Consider the following 19,781-nt stretch of genomic DNA (forward strand, 5'->3'; position numbering starts at 1 on the left):
TATTATTTTTCGGTTTATATGTTTTTGTTACCAATTAATGCGATTTACTCTAAGTTTTCGTCTTCTATTTTACATAAAAATGTGGTTGTTCAATCTGAAACCGGATCAGGTAAATCAACGCATCTTCCTTTATGGGCGGCAGAACATGGTCGAGTCTTGGTGATTGAGCCAAGACGAATTGCCTGCACAGCTCTTGCTGAATATCTAGCGTTACAAGAATCTTGTACGTTAGGGAAGGAAATTGGTTATGCGATTAAACTTGATATTAAATATAGTGAAGAAAGTCGAGTTGTTTTTGTCACTCCTGGTATTGCTTTAAAATGGTTTATGGAAGATAAACTAGCGACATTTGGTCTGGTCATGATTGATGAATTTCATGAGCGACGTTGGGATACTGATCTTTTGTTGTCTTTACTTAATTCGTATAAGAAACATCGTTTAATTTTAACGTCAGCCACCATGGATAGTCAGTCATTAGCCGCTTATATTGATGCTGAATTACTGATGGCTGAAGGCCGACAATTTGCTGTTAATTTATCGTATGATGCTGAACACGCTCAGAAGATGCCGTCTAACAAAGAGTTGGAGGCGCGTATTATTAATACGATAGAATCTGTCATTCAGTTAGGTGAGGCCGGTGATATTCTAGTATTTCTACCAGGGAAAAAAGAGATCACACAATGTATTCAAAGTGCTTCGGCCAAATTTCCACATTGTCTAGTTCTTCCATTATTTGCAGGCGTATCTGATACCCTTAGGCAGCAAGCTTTAGCGCCATCTCAGCAGCAACGAATTATATTTTCAACCAATGTAGCTGAAACCTCTCTTACTATTCCAAATGTTACAGTGGTTATTGATTCAGGACTTGAACGAAGAACACAGCAAAGAAATGGGCGAACAACACTGTCATTGCAATTCATATCTAAAGCAAGTGCACAACAACGTTCAGGTCGGGCTGGGCGAACTCAAGAAGGGCAAGCGATCCGCTTATATGGTGAACATGCACCGCTTGATAGAATGACACCTCCTGAACTACAGCGAGATGAGTTAGTTGAGGCGGTTCTTGCTGCTGCAAGTTGTGATTCCGTTTTGCGAAGTCTAGTATTTTTAGAACCTTTACCAGAAAAATCACTCCGAATAGCTGAAGAAAAATTACAGAAAATAGGGGCCATTAATTCAGAATTGAACATTACAGATTATGGTTTACGCTTATTTCCATTACCAATCGATACACTGTTTTCTCATCTGATTTCTGAAATAGAGGGTAAAGCAGAGAAAGAAACCGTGGTTGATTTAGTTGCTGCACTTTCTGTCTCAAATAAACTGTTCTCAATATCTAAATCCGATATTGCTTTAGATGAGTTTTTACGTTGGAATCCTCAATCGTGTGACTTAATTACACTAGTTTCAATTATTCGCGGACATGAATGCCATGGATTAAATATTGATAATGAATTACGTAAAGAGGCACAAACGTTAGCTATACAAATTAGAACGGAATTAGAATTGCCAGATCTAGAGGTAAGTAGCCGTTTAAAAAGAGAAGAAGTATTAATTCAAATTATCTCTAAGTTGCCTGAGTTAGTTTTTGTTCGTCGAGAGAAACGCCGAGAAGCTTTTGGTAATGGTTATTTGGAAGTGGTTCTTGGACGTAATAGCCATTTCTTATCGACACATGAAGCAGCTATTGTTTTTGATCAGTTTTCTCTTCCTGGTAGAGGTAGTAAGCAAACTCTTACCATTGGAACAGTTTTATCTCCTATCAATATATTATGGATAATAGAGGCAGGACTTGCTGAGTGTCGTCTGGGCGAGTGTATTAGTGATAAGGAAAATATTAAAATTGCTCATGAATATTATTATGCGAGCCGTAAACTAAAAACGGAGTATGTTGAACCGTCTGAAAAGGATGCTATTCCTGCAATTGTTTCTCAAGTAAAAGAAGGATATTTATTTCCACAGTTAAAAGAGAAAAAAGAGGGAGAAATTGCCGCTTGGTTGCTTTATTGCCAATTAAATGGCAATAAATCAGATAAAACTATAACGTTTGAATCTTGGTTTACACAACAACTAACTGAATTAGGCGTAACGTCTTTGGATGATTTAGCATTGTTTGATGAATCCGATTTTGTCTTTAATGGAGTCCCTGAGTGGGAATTAGATGATTTTTTAACGAAATACCCACAAACAGTAATATTGCCTGATTTAACCTTATCTGTTGATTATTTCCCACAAAGTAAACGAGTTTTACTAACATATAGAAAAGGTGGAAGAAAAGGAGATGTGAAAAGATGGGAAATCCCTCCTTGGTCTGGCTGGAGAATTCAATATCAAAAAGCCAGTCGTAAAATCGATATAAAATAGTTAAGTTATATAAAATGTAATGTAGGTATGCATTTTGCTTATATATGAAAAAGGCAAGTTACTGACAAAAGGTCAATTATGAAAAAATGGATGCTATTGATTGCATTGGCGATACCCGTGATGACATCAGCAAAAGAGTTAAATCGTATTCACGGTTATGAAGACAGTTATTTATTAGGCAGTTATACCAACGACATTAATAAACAAACTTATATTGATGGTGGGTTTGAAGATGCCGATGGTTTACAGCAAATTGAAGTGAAATTTCAGTTTTCTTTGGCTGTTCCAATAATGCCAATTAATCAAAGTACTTCTTTAATGTTCTCTTATACTCAAAAGTCTTTGTGGCAATTAGCGAATAACGATATATCGTCACCGTTTAGAGAAACAAATTATAAACCTCAGTTTTTCTTGATGCATCAATCAAATATGTTGTTATTTAATAGCGCTGAAATTGGCTATATGCATGAGTCAAATGGGCAAACAACCAGCCTATCACGTAGCTGGGATCGTATGTATGGGGCGCTAGAGCGATTAGATGGACCAATACAATATGGTATTAGGGGTTGGTATGTATTCAAAGATGAAGAAAATAATGAAGATATCACTGATTTTTTAGGCGACTATGACGTTTGGATTAAAATGGGTAATGAAGTAGGTACATTTAATACGCGTTTTCATCATAACTTCAGTACTAATAAAGGCGGCATAGAAGCAGGTTACACATTGAATATAAACAAATTTGTTGGTTTTTATACTCAAGTTTGGACAGGGTATGGTGAAACACTAATTGATTATGATCATGACCAAACACGAATTGGTATTGGAATGAAACTACTTCCACCAAATTAATCGTTTGTTATAGATAATATTTAACCTCCAACTTGGAGGTTTTTTTTGGTTATGATCTTCTGACATCTGATGATGATCATTGCGGTAATCATGAATTTGAATTACGATCGCGACAAATTTTTACTAGAGTAAAAAATATGATAATAATGATGTTACTGAGTTTTGTTCTTATAGGTGCTGTTTTGTGGTGGTTTTTTAGCCGTAGTCATGCTACTTCACTTAATCCTGTTTGGATGATTTTTATCGTTGTCATTAGTATTATAGTAATTTTCTCATCGGGTTTACGACCTGAAAAGTTTGCTGTTAATAATAAAGTGATTACTGAGCCTTTAGGCCCGTTATCGTATGACGATAAAATGCGGTATTTAGAAGACCAATTAAAATTATCACCAAATGATGCGGATCTTTGGTTTGAAATTGGCCAAGGCTATTTACTTAATGGCGAATTAAAACCGGCTAATATTTGCTTTGGTTATGCAATACGATTAACTGAAGAACCAACGGCAAATCAGTACGCTGCAAAAGCAACAGCTCAATACTATTTACACTCTCAGCTGTTTGACGAAGAAATTGAGGAGCTACTGAATAAAGCATTAGCATTAGATGAGTATAACCAAGCCGCATTAACTTTAATTGCTTCCGATCATTTTGTGACGTTCCGTTATCAAAAAGCGATTAATGCTTGGCAGAAGATTTTAGATTCAGAAAGAGTCGATGTAGATAGAGTCACTATTATTAATTCAATTAACCAAGCAAAACAGCTGATGCAAGCTCGCCGCTAGTTAAAGAGTTAAAGATATGAAAAAGCCGACACGTCATCTGAAGTGTCGGCTTTTTTATTGGTGCTTAGTTAATAAGATTTATCTCTTATTTGACGATTATTTTATTGGTGCATAATCGGTTGATTGACGTTCTTTAGCTTGATTTTCCCACTGAGGAACCACTGTTTCTAAGAAGTGTTTTTTCTCAGCATTCATGCCTTCCATATCCATGCCTAAGGCTTTTTGTGCCGCTGCCTTAGTTGAAATGTCTGGAATTGCGATAGGGTCGGTAATGCCTTTTTTCGCTAGTAAACGAACTAACTTAGTACGAGCATCTGCAGCTTTATCAACAGCAGTCCCTAATACTTCTAGAGCGATCTCAGGTGCATGCATATGAACGCCGTGTGAAGCAATCGCATAATCCCAACGCCATTGTGCATGACGAATATCTTGTAGGATTGGCTCCATTTCTTTTTCAGTTGCGCCAGCATCCCATGCCGCACCCGCTTCAAAATGAGCGGCTACAATTTGACGTTCAGCGGTTAGCTTCATTTTTACTACTTGTGCTTTACGACTAGCAACAACGCCTTGTAGCATTTCTTTAGATTGTGTATGGCAGTTTGCACACGTATCTTCAAAGCGATCGAACGGGTTGCCTACTTTATGGTCAGTATAAACTGTGCCATCTTCTTTTTTCACTTTTGGCATATGACAATCAACACAAGTTACGTTGTTTTTACCATGAATGCCTTCTCGCCATGTTTCGTAGCCTGGGTGTTGTGCTTTTAGCATTGGTGCTTTAGATACTTTATGTGTCCAGTCTTTAAAGCCAATCTCGTCGTAGTACTCTTCCATTTCATCAACCGTAGTCCCTTTATCCCAAGGGAATTTAACGGCTTTGGTTTTTCCTGTGAAGTAGTATTCTACGTGACATTGACCACAAACAGAGGCTTGTTGATCTAAACGAGATTGATCACCAAAAGGTTTACCAATTGCGTCCATCGCTCGTTCTACGTGCGGCTTAGTAATAGCTAAAGCAGGTTCACCATTTTTAAAGCCTTCACTACGGGTATCATGACAATCGGCACAGCCAATCGGGTTTTGAATTTCGCTACCCAGACGTGCCCATTTACCAGAGAAGTAACCGTCTTCGCCTTGCTCTTCAATTACACGGCCAACATCAGGGCTTTTACAGCTCCAACATGCCATTGGCATAGGGCCTGAATTTGCATCCGTTGGGCCAGCTGTTCGAAGGGTTTGTCTTACGTCATCTATCGCATAAAAATGTCCACGAGCTTTATTATAGTCTTTTGCAAAACCATAACCTGCCCACATGATCACCATATTTGGGTCTTCGGCTAACGCATCTTCAATTTGTACGCTGTCAGAGGTAGAGCGCCATGATTCATATTGATCGGCATGCTCTTTTGCATAAGCTTCATTACGAGGGTCAACTCGCTCAGTTTTTTCAGATGCAGCAAAGCTGTGGCTACTTAATAATAACGTAGTCACCATGGCAATTGCAGCGGCTGAACGACGGGTCCATTGCTTTTTCACAGTAAGTATCTCCAATATTCTTGTTATGAATTAGCCAAGCGTTGTGAAAGCGACTATCAATCAGAATTGGAAACATAATGAGTATATCGTAGATAAGGGACGGTCATTTTTTCATCGGGGTTTGTATTGATTTACATCAAGTTACATAAGTGATCTATATCACTAATAAATACTTATACCCCTAAAGTGTTAATTTAAATGCACCTTATTAATAATGGTTCTTATTTGCTTTAAATAACAGTGAGATAAGGCTATCTGCGCCATGTCACAAAAGTGGTAGATAGATATAATCAACAGGACACATTTTGTATTATTTCGATACATTTATATATAAACTGTCTCTGTTAAGCGTTGTGGCTAACTATCCAATGAGAATTGATTTCAATGAAGAGCTTATTTCTTCATCAATACAATAACTCATCCATTTTATTTTATGCGTCCGATCTTTAATTGATTTGACTGACATAAAGTAGGAAAGGGAAGGATATAACATGGGCAAAGTTAATTTAGCCATAGCCACAATGTTGAAGCTACTCTTCGCATTTTGTCTCTATGGTTTGTCTCTCAATGTTGCTGCAGATGAATCGCCCCAAATAGAGGCTGACTCATCAACTCGACATGAAGTGACGTTAATTCGTGACCGAGGACTACGCATGTACTCAATGTCATAAAGATGAAAAAGAAACACTTAAAGGTTCACACGGTGAAGATGCATTTGCCATTCTTAAACGTGATGTGAATTGTGTAGAGTGTCATAAATCAATTGGACCTGAACACCGAGATGGTGCACCTCAAGTTATCAAATATTCTGCGGCACAATCAAAAGTCGGCACGGAAAAAGTGACCCTCTCGTTTGATGAAATTTTACAAGCTAATAGCCAATGTACTGATTGTCATACCTCAGAAAGATTACGTGATGATAGCTGGACGCATGACGTTCACGCCAAAAACTTAACCTGCTCATCTTGTCATATTGTGCATGGAGAAAAAGAAGCGGTACTTTCTTTTGACCATTCATCAAAGATAAAGATGTGTGTTGATTGCCACGCTGATTTTAATCAGAAAGAAAATAAGCTAGGAGAATAGTATGAGTTGTTCTAGACGAAATTTTTTAGCGGGTTCAGGTGCGGTTATCTTTACTACTGGAGTGGCGACTACCTCATTAATGAGCAGTAAAAAAACGCTGGCTTATTCGATGGAAGACGGCGCGAAACGCTATGGTATGGTGCATGATGAGACGGCCTGTATTGGTTGTACTGCCTGTACTGAAGCATGTCGAGAAGTGAACAGCGTGCCAGAAGGTGTTTCTCGATTAGAGATTATCCGTAGCGAACCGCGCGGAGAGTTCCCTGATGTCGATTACCGCTTTACTCGTAAATCATGCCAACATTGTGAAAATGCTCCGTGTGTAATGGTGTGTCCGACAGGCGCTGCTTATAAAGATGAAGCAACAGGTATTGTTGATATTCATAATGAGAAATGCGTAGGCTGTGGTTATTGTTTAGCGGCGTGTCCTTATCAAGTACGTTTCTTTAATCCTGTTACCAAATCAGCAGATAAATGTGATTTTTGTCGTGAGACGAATTTAGCTCAAGGCAAACAACCTGCGTGTGTTGAATCGTGTCCAACAAAAGCACTGATCTTTGGTGACTTGAACGATAAAAATAGTGAGATTAATGCGGTATTAAGCAATAGCGTATTCTATCGAGACAAAGTGGACCTAGGCACTAAGCCTAAGTTATTTAAGATCCCAAACCAAAAAGGGGAGATTTAAGATGAGTGCATGGGAAGCTGCGTTTAATTTTGACTCCTTAGTTTGGGATTGGATCATCGCGATCTATCTTTTCTTAGCCGGTATGTCTGCTGGTGCCGTTATGATTTCAATTTATTTGAAGCGTAAAGTCATCGAAGGAGATCCTGCGCATAATGGCATCATTAAAGCCACGGCGATTTTAGCTCCATTTGGAATTATTGCTGGCTTAACTATTTTGATTTTCCATTTAACGAAACCGTTATCTTTTTGGAAAATAATGATCTTTTTTAACCCTACATCGGTAATGTCGATGGGGGTTATCTTGTTCCAAGTATATATGGTTGTTTTGTTTGCTTGGATAGGGGTTATTTTCAGAAAAGAAATCATGGCTTTCTTAAAAGGGAAGTTTGGTTTCATTGATGCAATTTTGCTTAAAATAGAACAGTTTGAGAATGCATTAGAAGTCGTCTTAGCGGTGTTAGCTATTATGCTGGCTGCTTATACTGGTTTCTTGTTATCTGCATTACAAACTTACCCAATGTTAAATAACCCAGTACTGCCGATTTTATTCTTGTTCTCAAGTTTATCTTCAGGTGCTGCGGCGTGTTTATTATTTGGTATTTTAGGTTTTGGGGAATCGAGCACAAGCACTTCAGTAAAGTGGATTCATAATTTCGAACGACCAGTTGTGCTGTTCGAGTTATTTGTTTTAGTTACGTTCTTTACTGGATTAATCTTCAGCGGAGGCCAAGGGGAAGTTGCCGCTTGGGCTGCGATTGGTGGTGGATTTTGGGGCACTTGGTTCTGGGTTGGCGTTATTGGTTTGGGTATGATTGCGCCATTGGCCCTTAACGCTTTCGCACCAAAAGAAATGACACATGGCAAAGGCTTTATCTTTGTTGTTACGTCACTAAGTTTACTTGGTGTATTAATGCTGCGAACATTTGTTCTCTATGCAGGGCAAATGACCGTCGTATAATGTAGTATCGTCATGTTTATCTTAAGTTACTTATTTAAGTCACACTAGGATAAGCATGACGTTTTTATTTTTTGAGGGATCAGTGGAGTCGTATGATTGCTGAAATAGGTCAATTTTGGTTAATAGCAACGATGGTGTTATCTTTTGTTGCTTCCATATCTGCTATATATGGAATATCACGTTCTCAGAATTCTTGGGCTACGTTAATTTTTCCTCTCTCGATTCTTAGTACTTTATTCTGTTTTCTTTCTGTGTCTGCATTGGGATATGGCTTCTATATTGATGATTTTTCTATTCGATATATTGCTGAACACTCTAACTCTGCATTACCTGTATTTTTTAAAATTGCCGCTATTTGGGGTGGTCATGAAGGGTCATTATTGTTTTGGGTATTAACTTTAGCACTATGGGCAGGGTTAATTACGCTAAAGAGAAAAACAATACAAACAGAGTACGTTATTCGAGTTTTATTAGTGCTTAATGCATTAATTGCTATTTTTTCAGCCTTTACTTTATTTGCTTCAAATCCTTTCATTATTTACGTTAATACACCATTAGAAGGTCGAGATTTGAATCCAATGTTGCAAGATATTGGATTGATATTTCATCCACCATTATTGTATTTAGGTTATGTAGGTTTTGCCGCAACGTTTGCTTTTGCGCTTGCCGCATTAATGATGAAGGACGTACCGCAATATTGGGTACAACACGCAAGACATTGGACACTACTAGCGTGGTCATTATTAACTGTAGGGATCAGTTTAGGCTCTTGGTGGGCATATTATGAACTTGGTTGGGGTGGTTGGTGGTTTTGGGATCCGGTTGAAAATGCGTCGTTATTGCCTTGGTTAACCGCAACGGGTTTATTGCATACTTTAATCGCGAGTAATCAGAAAAACCAACTCGTAAAAACGTCAATGATCCTATCGTTAATGACGTTTTGTTTGAGTATTTTAGGCACCTTTGTCGTTCGATCTGGGGTATTAACTTCTGTCCATGCATTTGCAGTGGACCCAACGCGTGGGATCATTCTGCTTCTGATCTTGTTTGTGGTTATGTTGGTTTCTTTATCTCTGTATGCATTCAAAAGTAGACAGTTAAATAGCCAACCTATTCGTCATTTTATCAGTCGTGATTTTTTGTTTTTATTGTTAGCTGGTCTATTTTCAATCGCAACAATTACAGTATTACTTGGCACATTCTATCCTATGATTTTCCAAATTTTCGGATTAGGAAATATCTCTGTTGGAGCACCCTATTTCAATCTGTTATTTGTGCCAATGGCGATCGTTGCTTTGTTCATGATGGCCGTGTCGGTCTTTGCTCATTGGGAAGGAAAGACGACAAATGCAAATACCAAGACGATCGTTATTTCAAGCTTAGTTTCTATTGTGCTAGGACTCGGAATATATCGTGTTCAATATGAAAATATAGCAGTAATCCCTAGCTTGGTTTGGGTGTTGGCTTTCGCGGTAATAATAGGTTCGGTGTGGTCGCTGCAACAGTCTAAAGGCAAAGCGATAGGAATGGTTATCGCGCACATTGGTATTGCTATTGTTATGATTGGTGCGGCGATGAACAGTGAGCACTCTTTTGAAAGCAGTGCAAAAATGGAACCGGGTATTATAGCTAAACTCGCCGATTATGAGATCACTTATAAAGAAACCGAACTACTGGTAGGTTCAAATTACACCGCAGAACAAGCAAATTTATTGATCAGTGAAAATGGCAAAGAAATAGCGATGGTTCAGCCACAACGCCGTCATTATCAAGTTCGTGTCATGAACATGAGTGAACCTGCAATGCATTGGTTTTGGCATGGTGATATATACGTGACGTTAGGCGAAAAATTAAAAGACGGCAGTTTCGCATTACGTTTACAATATAAGGCATACGTTCGATGGATTTGGTTTGGTTCTATTTTGATGGCGCTAGGCGGGGTATTGGCAATGATAAAGCGAAAGAGTAGTAAGAAATGAAGCCAGCAATAAAAGTAGGATTAGCGATTGTAATATGCGCGATAATCTTTAGTGTGTTATTTACAGGATTAGAAACCAAAGAGTCGAGTACATCAACGGCGATGGTGGGAGAGATCGTGCCTACGTTTGAATTACCAGAAGTCATGGATACGTCTATATTATTAGATGAATCGTTATTTCAGCAACAGCCACTAACTTTGCTAAATGTTTGGGCTGCGTGGTGTGGGATTTGCAAAACAGAACATCAGTTTTTGCATCAGTTAAAAGAGCAGGGCATAACCATCATTGGTTTAGATTATCGAGATGATCGCATTGCGGCTAAACAAGTGCTAGAGCAGACAGGTTCGCCATATCAAGCGGTGATTTTTGATCCAAGAGGATCGCTCGCAATGGATTTAGGTGTTTTTGGTACGCCGACCACTTTCTTAATTGATCAGAAAGGAGTGATATTGCATCGCTTTACTGGCGCTTTAGATGAGAAAAAGTGGCAACGTGAATTTGCTGACTTTTTTGAGGAGTAATAATGAAGCGTTTTTTTAATCTATTGGTGCCAGTACTCTGTTTATGCTCCGTATTTTCCGTTAATGCATCATTGGATAGCAGTAATAGTTTATTTGTTGCCGCTGACAAAGCGACGATAGAAAGCGTAGAACTGTTTAAGTTTGATTCTTCAGAGCAACAGCAGCAAGCGATAGCCTTGGCAAAAAGCTTACGTTGTCCACAATGTCAAAATCAAAACTTAATTGAGTCAAATTCACCGATAGCGAAAGATCTCCGCTTAGAAGTGTATCAGCAAATCAAAGCGGGAAAGACAGATGAAGAGGTCGTGAGTTTCATGACGCATCGTTTTGGCGATTTTGTTTTATATGAACCGCCATTAAATGCTAAAACCTATGTACTTTGGCTATTGCCGTTATTGTTACTTATTGGCTTTGGCATTATGGCGGTTAAATCAGTGAAGAAGAACGTTAATTCACTTTAGGAGATGTTGTCTCTAAATTAATCGTTGGTACACAAAGAATCAAAATCGATGCACTGATCAGTGACGCAATAAGATCTGTTGGCCAGTGCATTCCAAGCCAAACACGACTAAAGCCAACGCCTACACCCCAAGTAATTACAACTGCGGTTAGTGCATAGTGCTTATGTCGTAGCAAAAATCCCCCCCAGAATAAAACACAGATAGCGGCGAAAATAGTATGGCCTGATGGGAATGAATAATTCATGCCTTGACGCCATTGGTCTATACGTGCGGGGCTTACTTGCTGTTTAACTTGAGTAATAAGAGTTTCTTTGTTTTCTTCACTGAGCGTATAAAAATCAGCGGTATTATCGATTAAATCAACCTGAACTAAAGCTTGAGTGTAAGGGCGGGGGATCTCTGTCACCGCTTTAACACCAATTTTTAGCATTAAACTTAATAGTAAAAGAATTGCAAATTGTAGGTAGAGAGAAAGTATCTTCTTTATTGGTAAACGTTTGATAATAGGAATACAGCAGAGTATCGCTGAAGTAAGCAGAAACATTGGAGAGCCTGCTGAGCTGCTGAGTGAAGTTAGAATGAGGCTTTCAGTATTTGATAAAAGACCGAATAAATTAGGAGTAGGCGCAAGGAAAAGCGCTATTAGCATACTTAAGATAAAGAAAATAAAGGTGATTAATTCGTAGATTCTATTTTTTGGGGTGAAAGTAAATTGCATAAGGATTCGGTCAAATAAATATCAATGTGATTAGTGTACCTTTTCTCAGGCGATTAACGTCAAAATTAAGTAAGGAAAGGCATTATGAATGTAAGAACTGATGATACAGAACTTTTTTTTGTTTATAAATCATGGTCTAATTACATGTCACTTCTTATTTGGTACCTACATGACTTCAGTTATTCGTCGAGCACAAGAAACGGATCTTTTTCGCTTAAATTCAATGATGTATCAACTACATGATGAGCATCATCAGCAATGCCCTGAGTTATTCAAAACGGCTTCAGAGATAGAAGAAGAGAAAAGTATTGCCCGCTATTTAGATGACCCAGAATGCATGGTGTATGTAGCAGAACTCGAAGGTGATGTTATTGGTTTTGTGACGGGGCATTTTTGTGAATTGATTTCAACGGTTAGTAAACCAGTAATGATGGCAACGATTGATGAACTGTATGTTGAACAAACAAGTCGTAGAGAAGGCATTGCTGAGAAACTAATAACAAGAATGGAACAAGAATTAAAAGACTATGGTGTTAAAGAGGTTTTTGTTGAAGTGTGGGGTTTTAATCAAGCCGCATTAGATTTTTATCATCAGCAAGGCATGAAAGAACATATCCATTATTTACGTAAAGCCCTAAAAGAGAGTGAAATATGAATAAGATATTTACTCTCTGTTTATTGTTGTCATCGTTTGCTACCTCATTTTTATCAATACCAGCACTAGCGGATCAAGAGGTTACTTCAAAAGGAGCCGTCTGTGTTGTGGATGATGGCTTTCGTGTCGTTTTGATTGAAGAATTGATTACGGGAAAACTATCATTGCCCGGAGGGTTGATTGATGTGGGGGAAACGCCTCAGCAAGCCGCAGAAAGAGAAACATGGGAAGAAGCAGGGCTTGTTGTTACAGCAAAAGAACAATTGTATAAAGACGATAAAGCCACGTTTTTTCGCTGTGTAAGTGATTCTGAAATTGTCGTTTTTGACCTCCAAACAAATGATGGTTTATTTCGAATTCCATCTTGGTTCTCTCCTCATTACGGTATCGAAACTGAAGCCGTTTATTTGAGTGAACCATATAAAATAACTCCAGAGCAGTACCGCTATCCACAACAACTAAAATTACTTCAGCATTGGTTTGCTAAACCATTAGACAGTGATAACCAAATCACGTGGGTAACGGATCTTATTGGTCAAGCGAGCGATATTCACCAAGCTGAACTGGGGCTGTTGATGTCGTTACGCGAAAGTATAAATAGTTTACCAACGGTTATTAACACGAGTATTAAAATATTTTTCACGATAATTAATGAAACAGGTACAGAAGCTTTTTTCTACTTTTTATTTATTGTCGCATTGGTTTATTTTGGTCGAGGAACCGCATTAACCTTATTGTTTGGTATTGTGTTAACTATCACTTTTACAGAATTGGCAAAGTTAGGTCTGGCTTTACCACGCCCATTTGTTTATGTCCCTCAACTACAATTAACGCAAGCTAATGGGTTTGGAATGCCAAGCATGAGCGCCATGCTTGCTACCGTTATTTACGGAGTATTTTATCTCGCTTTAAAGAAAAGAGATCTAGCACCAGCATTACTTAACCGTTTTGTATTATTTTTTGTTGGCTTAATAATAACTCAGTCTATCGCTCAGGTATGGCTCGGTATTCATTTTCTGACGGATGTCATCGTGGGGATCGCTCTGGGGGCGATGGTGATTGTTCATTTTTCAAATCTGCAGAAAAAACATGGAGATTTACTGTATCGCGTGATTGAGAGTATACAGTTTTGGTTAATTATAGCGATTATCTCAAGCGGTATTGCGTTTACCATGCAATATATGAATTATTTATATATGGCAGCGATATGTTGGGGAGTGGTCCTTGCTATTCTTATATCAAAAGGTGTGGTGATAAAGAGCCTAAAAACTCGCGTGATTACCTTACTTACTTTATTTGTCGTGATACTACTTACTCGATATGGGGTGAGTGTATTATTAGATTCATTAGAAAGCAGCTCTCTTATTGTCTTAATGGTGAAAGCGATAGCAAATTTCTCATTGATATTTGTGATTATCGTACTGGCAACTTGGTTACCGTGTCGCTTAGAGAGTAAAAAGGCGTAACAAAGAAAAAGAGTTAAGAAGGATTGCTTGGTTGTCTTAATTGAACTTTTAAGACAACCAAGGAAAGAGTATTATCGCGTTATTTTGAATGTGCTTCTAGCCATACTAAGGCTTCATTCTGGATTGATGTTCTTGTCGTTTTGTATAACTTCTCACCTGTAAAATCACGATATATTTCTGCTTCTGGGTAAGATTTTGCTGCGGCTAAATTAAACCAAAAGTATGATTTCTCCATATCTTGTTTAACGTTTACCCCTTTGAAATAGAGAAAACCAAGATTACGCATGGCTGTAGCATTACCTAATTCTGCCGCTTGTATATAGAGCAGTTCTGCTTGATGAATGTTTTGCACTAACCCGTTACCTTGTAAATATAAATCTGCAAGGTTGTTCATTGCATTGCTGTTATCTATAGCGATGGCTTTATTATACCAGTCGATAGCGATAGGGAATTTTTCTTGGGATTCATACACCTTACCGAGATTGTAATAAGCCATTGAGCTTTCATTTTTTGCAGCTTTGGTAAAGTATTGAATGGCTAAACTAGCGCTAGATTCAGTACCAATTCCTTTTGCATAAATGACACCAATCTTATTTTGAGCCTCAATAGAACCATTATTGGCAGCACTTGTTAACCAGGTAATTGCTTCTTTATAATTGTGTTGATTTAGATAAGCCGTACCTTTTAAATAATCATTGTGTGCCTCTGTATTAGCAAAAGCTAAGGAGCTGCATAGTGATACAGATAATAGGAGAGTTTTTAATATTAATTTCATTACAGAACCAGCGAGTTAGCTAATATAGAATGTTATGTTATCAATAAAATAAGAGAGCAGCGAGAGATAAATTTATAGGTTACATTAATGTAAATAATCGGATAAAATAGTTACAGGTTTTCATTCTGTAAATTGGGCGTATTTTGGTAAAACTGACATTAATCAAAGGGATCATAGCGTTAATTATCATAACGATGTTGTCATTGGTATATTATCACCTTGGCTTTAACCGTGTATTGGTACTAAATGGTGATTCTGAGTTCAACTTACGTGTTAATACAGATCAAGACCATGGTGGAAATTCGTCTGGAGAATTACGTAAATTAGCTAATGGAGAGCTGTTATTAGTTTGCGATATCGGTGCAAATTATGACAGCCCTTTTTGTGAATTGACGTTTGAGATTGTCTCACAAGAGCGAACTCTTGGTATTGATTTGTCATTGTATGAAACGGTTTCGTTCGATATAGAATATCAAGGTGAAGGGATACCTATGGCTCGTTTCTTAGTTCGAAATAGAAATGATGCTTACAGCACTTCTGATTTACTCTCTGACAAATTTAATCAATTTGAGTTTGATCCAAATTTGTATACCGTTAAATACCCACTCGGATTTAAGTATCTTAATGTACCTACATGGTGGATTAACTATTATAAGCATCCGGTAGAGCTCACGGCTGTTGATATCAGTAACACTGTTTTGATTGAAGTTGGCACCCCAGGCTCTGTCGAACTCGGTCATCATGAGTACTTAATCAAAAATATTATCTTTAAAGGTAAGTATCTTCCGCATAATGAATTTTTACGTTATATATTATTGATATGGGTTTTATTCTTATCTTCTTATGTTGTTTCTTATATTTTAAGTATGAAAAAAACCTTGATTAGAGAGAAAGACCAGCAAGCTCGTTTAAATAATCAAATGTCTAAACTTCGTCATCAAGCCACGAATGATCCACTCACGGGAATTCGAAATCGTAATGATATCGATAAGGTTTTTTCAGACTTGGTAGACATAAGAAACTCAGGAACCGCGGTGTCAATATCGTTATTTGATATTGATCACTTTAAATCTATTAACGACAATCACGGACATGGCGTTGGTGATCAAGTTCTTGTCCTGCTGTGTAATGTAATACAAGAGAAATTACCCAACTCATCAATATTTATTCGTTGGGGTGGAGAAGAATTCTTATTATTATTTGTTGATATGAACCTAGTTGAAAGTGTTGATATTTCAGAAGATCTTCGCATTACTCTTGAAAGTGCAGTGTGGCCTGAAGAGCTAAATATTACAGCCTCGTTCGGGGTTGTTCAATTGGGTGATGAATCAGTTCAAACAGGAATAGAGCGCGCAGATCGAATGCTTTATAGGGCCAAAGAAAGCGGACGAAATTGGGTGGCAGCAGAGCAATTACCTGGTCAACACTTATCGAGTGCTAGTTAATACTAATGGCGCTCTGCTAATAGAGAGCACCACATAATGTCTACTTGTTTTGAATGGCAATGGAAGGAGGGGAAATATTCGTTTTTTTAAATTCTTCCATTACACGAAGAGTAATATCGGTTTCAAATAATTTCTCAACTTTAATATCTACCACATAGGCTTTACAGGTTAGCTGGATTGCTAAATAGTTGTCTGTGATGGTTTGTTTCACGAGTACAACAACTGGTTTTGGTAGATGGATATAACGGCTTGATGAGGCCGCTTCTTGAATAATATCACGAGCAGTATTGATATCTTGATCCATACCAATATAGAAAGGGATAACCACTTGCATATCCAATGCACCGTAGTTACCACTCATTGCGACCTCATTTAAAAATTTATTGTTTGGGATCGTAATAATATCGTCATTAAGAGTTTGCATACGAACAGAGCGTAAACCAATAGCAATGATGTCACCGTAATGCCCTTCAAAAGTGACTCGGTCGCCCACTTGAAATGGTCGGTCTATCATTATTGTTAGACCTGCAATAAACGAGGCGGTAAGATCTTTTAATGCAAAACCAACCGAAACCGCCAGAGTCCCCCCAATCAATGCGAGAACCCTTTCATCAACGCGGAAACTGAGCATGAATACCGTTATCCCCGTCGACATATAAATAAAGAATTGGAAAAATGACTGCAGTTTTTGCATTAGCATTCGGCGTTGTGCAAATTGACTGCTAATACCATCAACGATCGATTGAGTAAAACGAAGCAATAGCCAAGCAATAAAGACAATGATGAATGAGAAGGCAACACCGCTCCATCGGATCAAACTTGCGAATTGGTGCAGGTTATCAAGCGACTGAGGGTCTTCAGCAAAGGCGGTGTACCCAAAGCTGAACGTAATAAAGAAGATAAATAATCGAAGCATATTATTTCACCAATAAGTGTTGACGATGAAGAACATTAGTAATGTGACGGAACCAGTGATCAGAAATTCGAGCTTTATTATCATTCCATTCTATATAACCACGGCTTTGAAAATAACGCAGTGTACTGATCACTTCTGCCATGCTTAAACGGCTGCACTCACTGACATCAGAAGGTGAAGCGATCTCAAGTTGCACAATTGAACGAAGTACTGCAAGCATTGGCTTAGGCATTGTTTCTAAGTCATCTGAATGAGGGGCTTTGAATAAGCGAACCAGTACAGCTTCAGTGTCTTTATTACGATGTAAAGATAATCTAAAGAAGCGTAGCGCGACCGTAGGGTTTCCATCTGAATAGTCCCATAAGATGCGATAGAATCCATTTTTAGCTCGTTCTTCTTCTGTTAAGTTCTCTTCATCCCATTGTCTTGGTAACACTAAGCCATCAAAGGAAATAGAAGGACATTCGTCTTCAGTTTCAGTTTTAGGTGTGGTGGTAATTCGAGACTCAAGTAAATTACCGATCTGTTTTTCATTCCACTTTGGCATGAAAGTAACTAAATCAAATAATAGACGTTCTCCACGAGCACGATCAATAAATCGCCAACTTGATTTTTCAATAGCCAGTACGACGCGATGACTTTTACGAGCTCGACGGAGTAAATTAGTCAGCTTCATGAGATCGATTAACCCGTTGACTTTGGGTTTCACTAGGCGTTGTGCATTATCAAAAGCCATCAAATAACAGGCCTCACTATTTCGCAAATGCTGAAGAATGTCTTTTTCACTTGATCCTTCATCGATACCTAGCTGTTTTGCTAATTCTGGTAATAAAGCAGAGTATCCATCGTATGGGCAGTTTAAATAGAGTGGTTGCGCATTTTTTTCTTTATTAAGCAGTCGATTAAGTAGGGTTGTTGTTCCTACTCCACGCTCTCCTGATAGGACACAAACGGCAGGACTATCTGTTAAAAGATAACGAGATAGGGCAGACATTTCTTCTTTTGCGTACTCGTCAATTAAGGTCGACTTTTCAGATCCAGGAGAAATATACTCAAAAGCTACGGCTCCTTTAATGCGAACTAAGTTTGAGTGTTCACGAGAAACTTCGGTTTGTTTTGCCACTTCTATTCTAAATAAATAGGCTAAGGCATGGCTAAACGCAGTGTATTGAGACAAAGCACTAATTACATTGTGCTGAATTGAACGCCAAGATAGCCAAGCTGCCCCACAGGTCGTTGCAGCAATAGATATTAACAATGTGTTTTGGTTACGAACCGCCCATTGTATAGAAACAGGAAGCGGATCAAGATGATGGACCCGCTCAAAAATAGTTGTTCTCCATTGTCTTAATGTATAAACGGTAAGAAGAACAAAGAAAAGAGACACTAACGAATTTATCCAAGCATAAATAGTCCCTTGCCCAAGGGTCCTTGATGATATTTGTAAAATCACGCCAGCAACAATTATTCCCCAGACATAATGACGAATGGTAGCTAAACGTAGTGCAATTATTTCTTTTTTATTATGCTTACTGTTGCGATAAATGAATTCAAGAACAAAACTTACCGCAATTGAACCACCTAAGATCCACCATGTGAATATTTCGAGAAAGATTAGATGCTGCAAGCTAGGTAATGTAGAAATAATACGCAGTGTAGCCGTAATAAGCAGTAACCAAGCGATAGCTGAATGTGCACGAGTAAGATACCAAATACCACGAGTCAACAAGGTAGGCTTTGTTGTTCCTTCAAGTTTTGATACTTTAAAATCATGAATTAAGCGAACATAATTTTTCATCCACCAACTAAAGATAAAAAATACGATGAGTACTTTAAAGGTAACAGTGATAATTGGAACAGGAGAAACCCTTAAATCACGCAATAGGTTCTTAAAGCTACGGATTTGATAATGGAGATAATACTCAATATTTAACTGCGTAATAGCGAGTTCTGAATAAAATTGAGTTACACCATAAGGCCCAAACCCAGTAAGTTGTTCCCGGGATATAGGATCTGTTAGTGTTAAAAGCTGCTGTTTACTTAAATTTAATGAATTTAATGATTGGTGGTTACTTTCTACCGTTAACCAATGAATATTATCATTGTTATTTGTATATTCGTTAAGAGCATTCTTAAGATTAATTGTTTGTTTTTTTTGCTGAGTAATGGTTATAGAAAGTAGACGTTTAACTTGCGCATAATCATTATTAGAAAAAAAATGTTGCTCGGGCAGCTTACTTATACTCTGTTCAATGTGCTGAGCTTGTGGTGTGATTTCTATCGATTGCTCATTAGATAACCCCCAGTTAGCGTAAGTCAGTTGAGAAAATACGAGAAGAAAGATGCACAAAAATTGATGGGACAATGTTTTCATATAAGCCATGAGTATAAATAATATATTTTAATACCTTAGCTAGTTTTCCTAAAAAAACCAGCGACAAAGTTCGGAATAATAGATATATACACTATAAAGAATCACATTCTGTTTATATTGGTTTTTTTTCATAAAAAATAGAGAGATAAATCTATTTTTGTAAAAGGTAGTCATTCTAATTAAGAGGGAAAGCCATTAGAATAGA

The 19,781-nt window shown here is 37.9% G+C and carries 16 protein-coding genes and 1 pseudogene; 12 read left to right on the forward strand and 5 right to left on the reverse strand.

What is annotated here, in order from left to right:
• The first annotated feature begins 18 nt into the window (after positions 1 to 18).
• The 3 genes from ACU5DF_RS10130 to ACU5DF_RS10140 all read left to right on the forward strand — a co-directional run bounded on the left by ACU5DF_RS10130 (position 19) and on the right by ACU5DF_RS10140 (position 3,998).
• The gene (locus ACU5DF_RS10130; RefSeq protein ID WP_446712752.1) at positions 19 to 2,364 is read left to right on the forward strand and encodes a DEAD/DEAH box helicase; all 2,346 of its coding nucleotides are present in this window, start codon (positions 19 to 21) and stop codon (positions 2,362 to 2,364) included.
• Between the two features lie 78 nt (positions 2,365 to 2,442).
• On the forward strand, positions 2,443 to 3,216 hold the full coding sequence (locus ACU5DF_RS10135; RefSeq protein ID WP_045102329.1) for a phospholipase A: 774 nt from the start codon (positions 2,443 to 2,445) through the stop codon (positions 3,214 to 3,216).
• A gap of 137 nt (positions 3,217 to 3,353) precedes the next feature.
• Complete coding sequence (locus ACU5DF_RS10140; RefSeq protein WP_446712753.1) at positions 3,354 to 3,998, forward strand: heme lyase; 645 nt, start codon at positions 3,354 to 3,356, stop codon at positions 3,996 to 3,998.
• 96 nt (positions 3,999 to 4,094) lie between these two features.
• Here ACU5DF_RS10140 and nrfA read toward each other — a convergent pair whose 3' ends face one another.
• Positions 4,095 to 5,534 (reverse strand): ammonia-forming nitrite reductase cytochrome c552 subunit, encoded by a 1,440-nt coding sequence (gene nrfA, locus ACU5DF_RS10145; RefSeq protein ID WP_446712754.1) that lies wholly within the window; start codon positions 5,532 to 5,534, stop codon positions 4,095 to 4,097.
• Between the two features lie 491 nt (positions 5,535 to 6,025).
• Here nrfA and nrfB point away from each other — a divergent pair.
• From nrfB to nrfF, 6 genes and pseudogenes are all read left to right on the forward strand, one after another.
• A pseudogene (gene nrfB / locus ACU5DF_RS10150) lies at positions 6,026 to 6,620 on the forward strand (cytochrome c nitrite reductase pentaheme subunit).
• A 1-nt stretch (position 6,621) separates the two neighbouring features.
• Positions 6,622 to 7,308 carry a cytochrome c nitrite reductase Fe-S protein gene (gene nrfC, locus ACU5DF_RS10155; RefSeq protein ID WP_446712755.1) on the forward strand — a complete coding sequence of 229 codons (687 nt, stop codon included), beginning with the start codon at positions 6,622 to 6,624 and terminating at the stop codon, positions 7,306 to 7,308.
• 1 nt (position 7,309) lies between these two features.
• Positions 7,310 to 8,266, forward strand: a complete 957-nt coding sequence (gene nrfD / locus ACU5DF_RS10160; RefSeq protein WP_446712756.1) for a cytochrome c nitrite reductase subunit NrfD — start codon at positions 7,310 to 7,312, stop codon at positions 8,264 to 8,266.
• Positions 8,267 to 8,358: 92 nt separating this feature from the next.
• On the forward strand, positions 8,359 to 10,245 hold the full coding sequence (locus ACU5DF_RS10165; RefSeq protein ID WP_446712757.1) for a heme lyase CcmF/NrfE family subunit: 1,887 nt from the start codon (positions 8,359 to 8,361) through the stop codon (positions 10,243 to 10,245).
• Entirely contained in the window at positions 10,242 to 10,766 is a 525-nt protein-coding gene (locus tag ACU5DF_RS10170; RefSeq protein WP_446712758.1) for a DsbE family thiol:disulfide interchange protein, read from the forward strand. The genes ACU5DF_RS10165 and ACU5DF_RS10170 overlap by 4 nt, the downstream gene beginning before the upstream one ends.
• Positions 10,767 to 10,768: 2 nt before the next feature.
• The gene (gene nrfF / locus ACU5DF_RS10175) at positions 10,769 to 11,227 is read left to right on the forward strand and encodes a heme lyase NrfEFG subunit NrfF (protein ID WP_446712759.1); all 459 of its coding nucleotides are present in this window, start codon (positions 10,769 to 10,771) and stop codon (positions 11,225 to 11,227) included.
• Here nrfF and ACU5DF_RS10180 read toward each other — a convergent pair.
• Positions 11,214 to 11,771, reverse strand: a complete 558-nt coding sequence (locus ACU5DF_RS10180; RefSeq protein WP_300179243.1) for a phosphatase PAP2 family protein — start codon at positions 11,769 to 11,771, stop codon at positions 11,214 to 11,216. The two genes, nrfF and ACU5DF_RS10180, sit on opposite strands and share 14 nt — an antisense overlap.
• A gap of 343 nt (positions 11,772 to 12,114) precedes the next feature.
• On the opposite strand from ACU5DF_RS10180, the gene ACU5DF_RS10185 reads away from it, so the two are divergent.
• Complete coding sequence (locus ACU5DF_RS10185; protein ID WP_045102319.1) at positions 12,115 to 12,600, forward strand: GNAT family N-acetyltransferase; 486 nt, start codon at positions 12,115 to 12,117, stop codon at positions 12,598 to 12,600.
• A complete protein-coding gene (locus tag ACU5DF_RS10190; RefSeq protein ID WP_446712760.1) occupies positions 12,597 to 14,066 on the forward strand; it encodes a bifunctional NUDIX hydrolase/phosphatase PAP2 family protein in 1,470 nt (489 codons plus the stop codon). The genes ACU5DF_RS10185 and ACU5DF_RS10190 overlap by 4 nt, the downstream gene beginning before the upstream one ends.
• Before the next feature lie 79 nt (positions 14,067 to 14,145).
• Here ACU5DF_RS10190 and ACU5DF_RS10195 read toward each other — a convergent pair whose 3' ends face one another.
• Positions 14,146 to 14,841, reverse strand: coding sequence for a tetratricopeptide repeat protein (locus ACU5DF_RS10195; protein ID WP_446712761.1), 696 nt, complete (start codon positions 14,839 to 14,841; stop codon positions 14,146 to 14,148).
• Positions 14,842 to 14,984: 143 nt separating this feature from the next.
• Here ACU5DF_RS10195 and ACU5DF_RS10200 point away from each other — a divergent pair, with 143 nt between their 5' ends.
• Positions 14,985 to 16,286, forward strand: coding sequence for a GGDEF domain-containing protein (locus ACU5DF_RS10200; RefSeq protein WP_446712762.1), 1,302 nt, complete (start codon positions 14,985 to 14,987; stop codon positions 16,284 to 16,286).
• Between the two features lie 40 nt (positions 16,287 to 16,326).
• Here the strand turns inward: ACU5DF_RS10200 and ACU5DF_RS10205 are convergent, their stop codons facing one another.
• Together ACU5DF_RS10205 and ACU5DF_RS10210 are read right to left on the reverse strand one after the other, a co-directional pair.
• Positions 16,327 to 17,202, reverse strand: coding sequence for a mechanosensitive ion channel family protein (locus ACU5DF_RS10205; RefSeq protein WP_446712763.1), 876 nt, complete (start codon positions 17,200 to 17,202; stop codon positions 16,327 to 16,329).
• Between the two features lies 1 nt (position 17,203).
• A complete protein-coding gene (locus ACU5DF_RS10210) occupies positions 17,204 to 19,576 on the reverse strand; it encodes an ATP-binding protein (RefSeq protein WP_446712764.1) in 2,373 nt (790 codons plus the stop codon).
• Between the last annotated feature and the right edge of the window lie 205 nt (positions 19,577 to 19,781).

Source organism: Aliivibrio wodanis, from assembly GCF_052920805.1.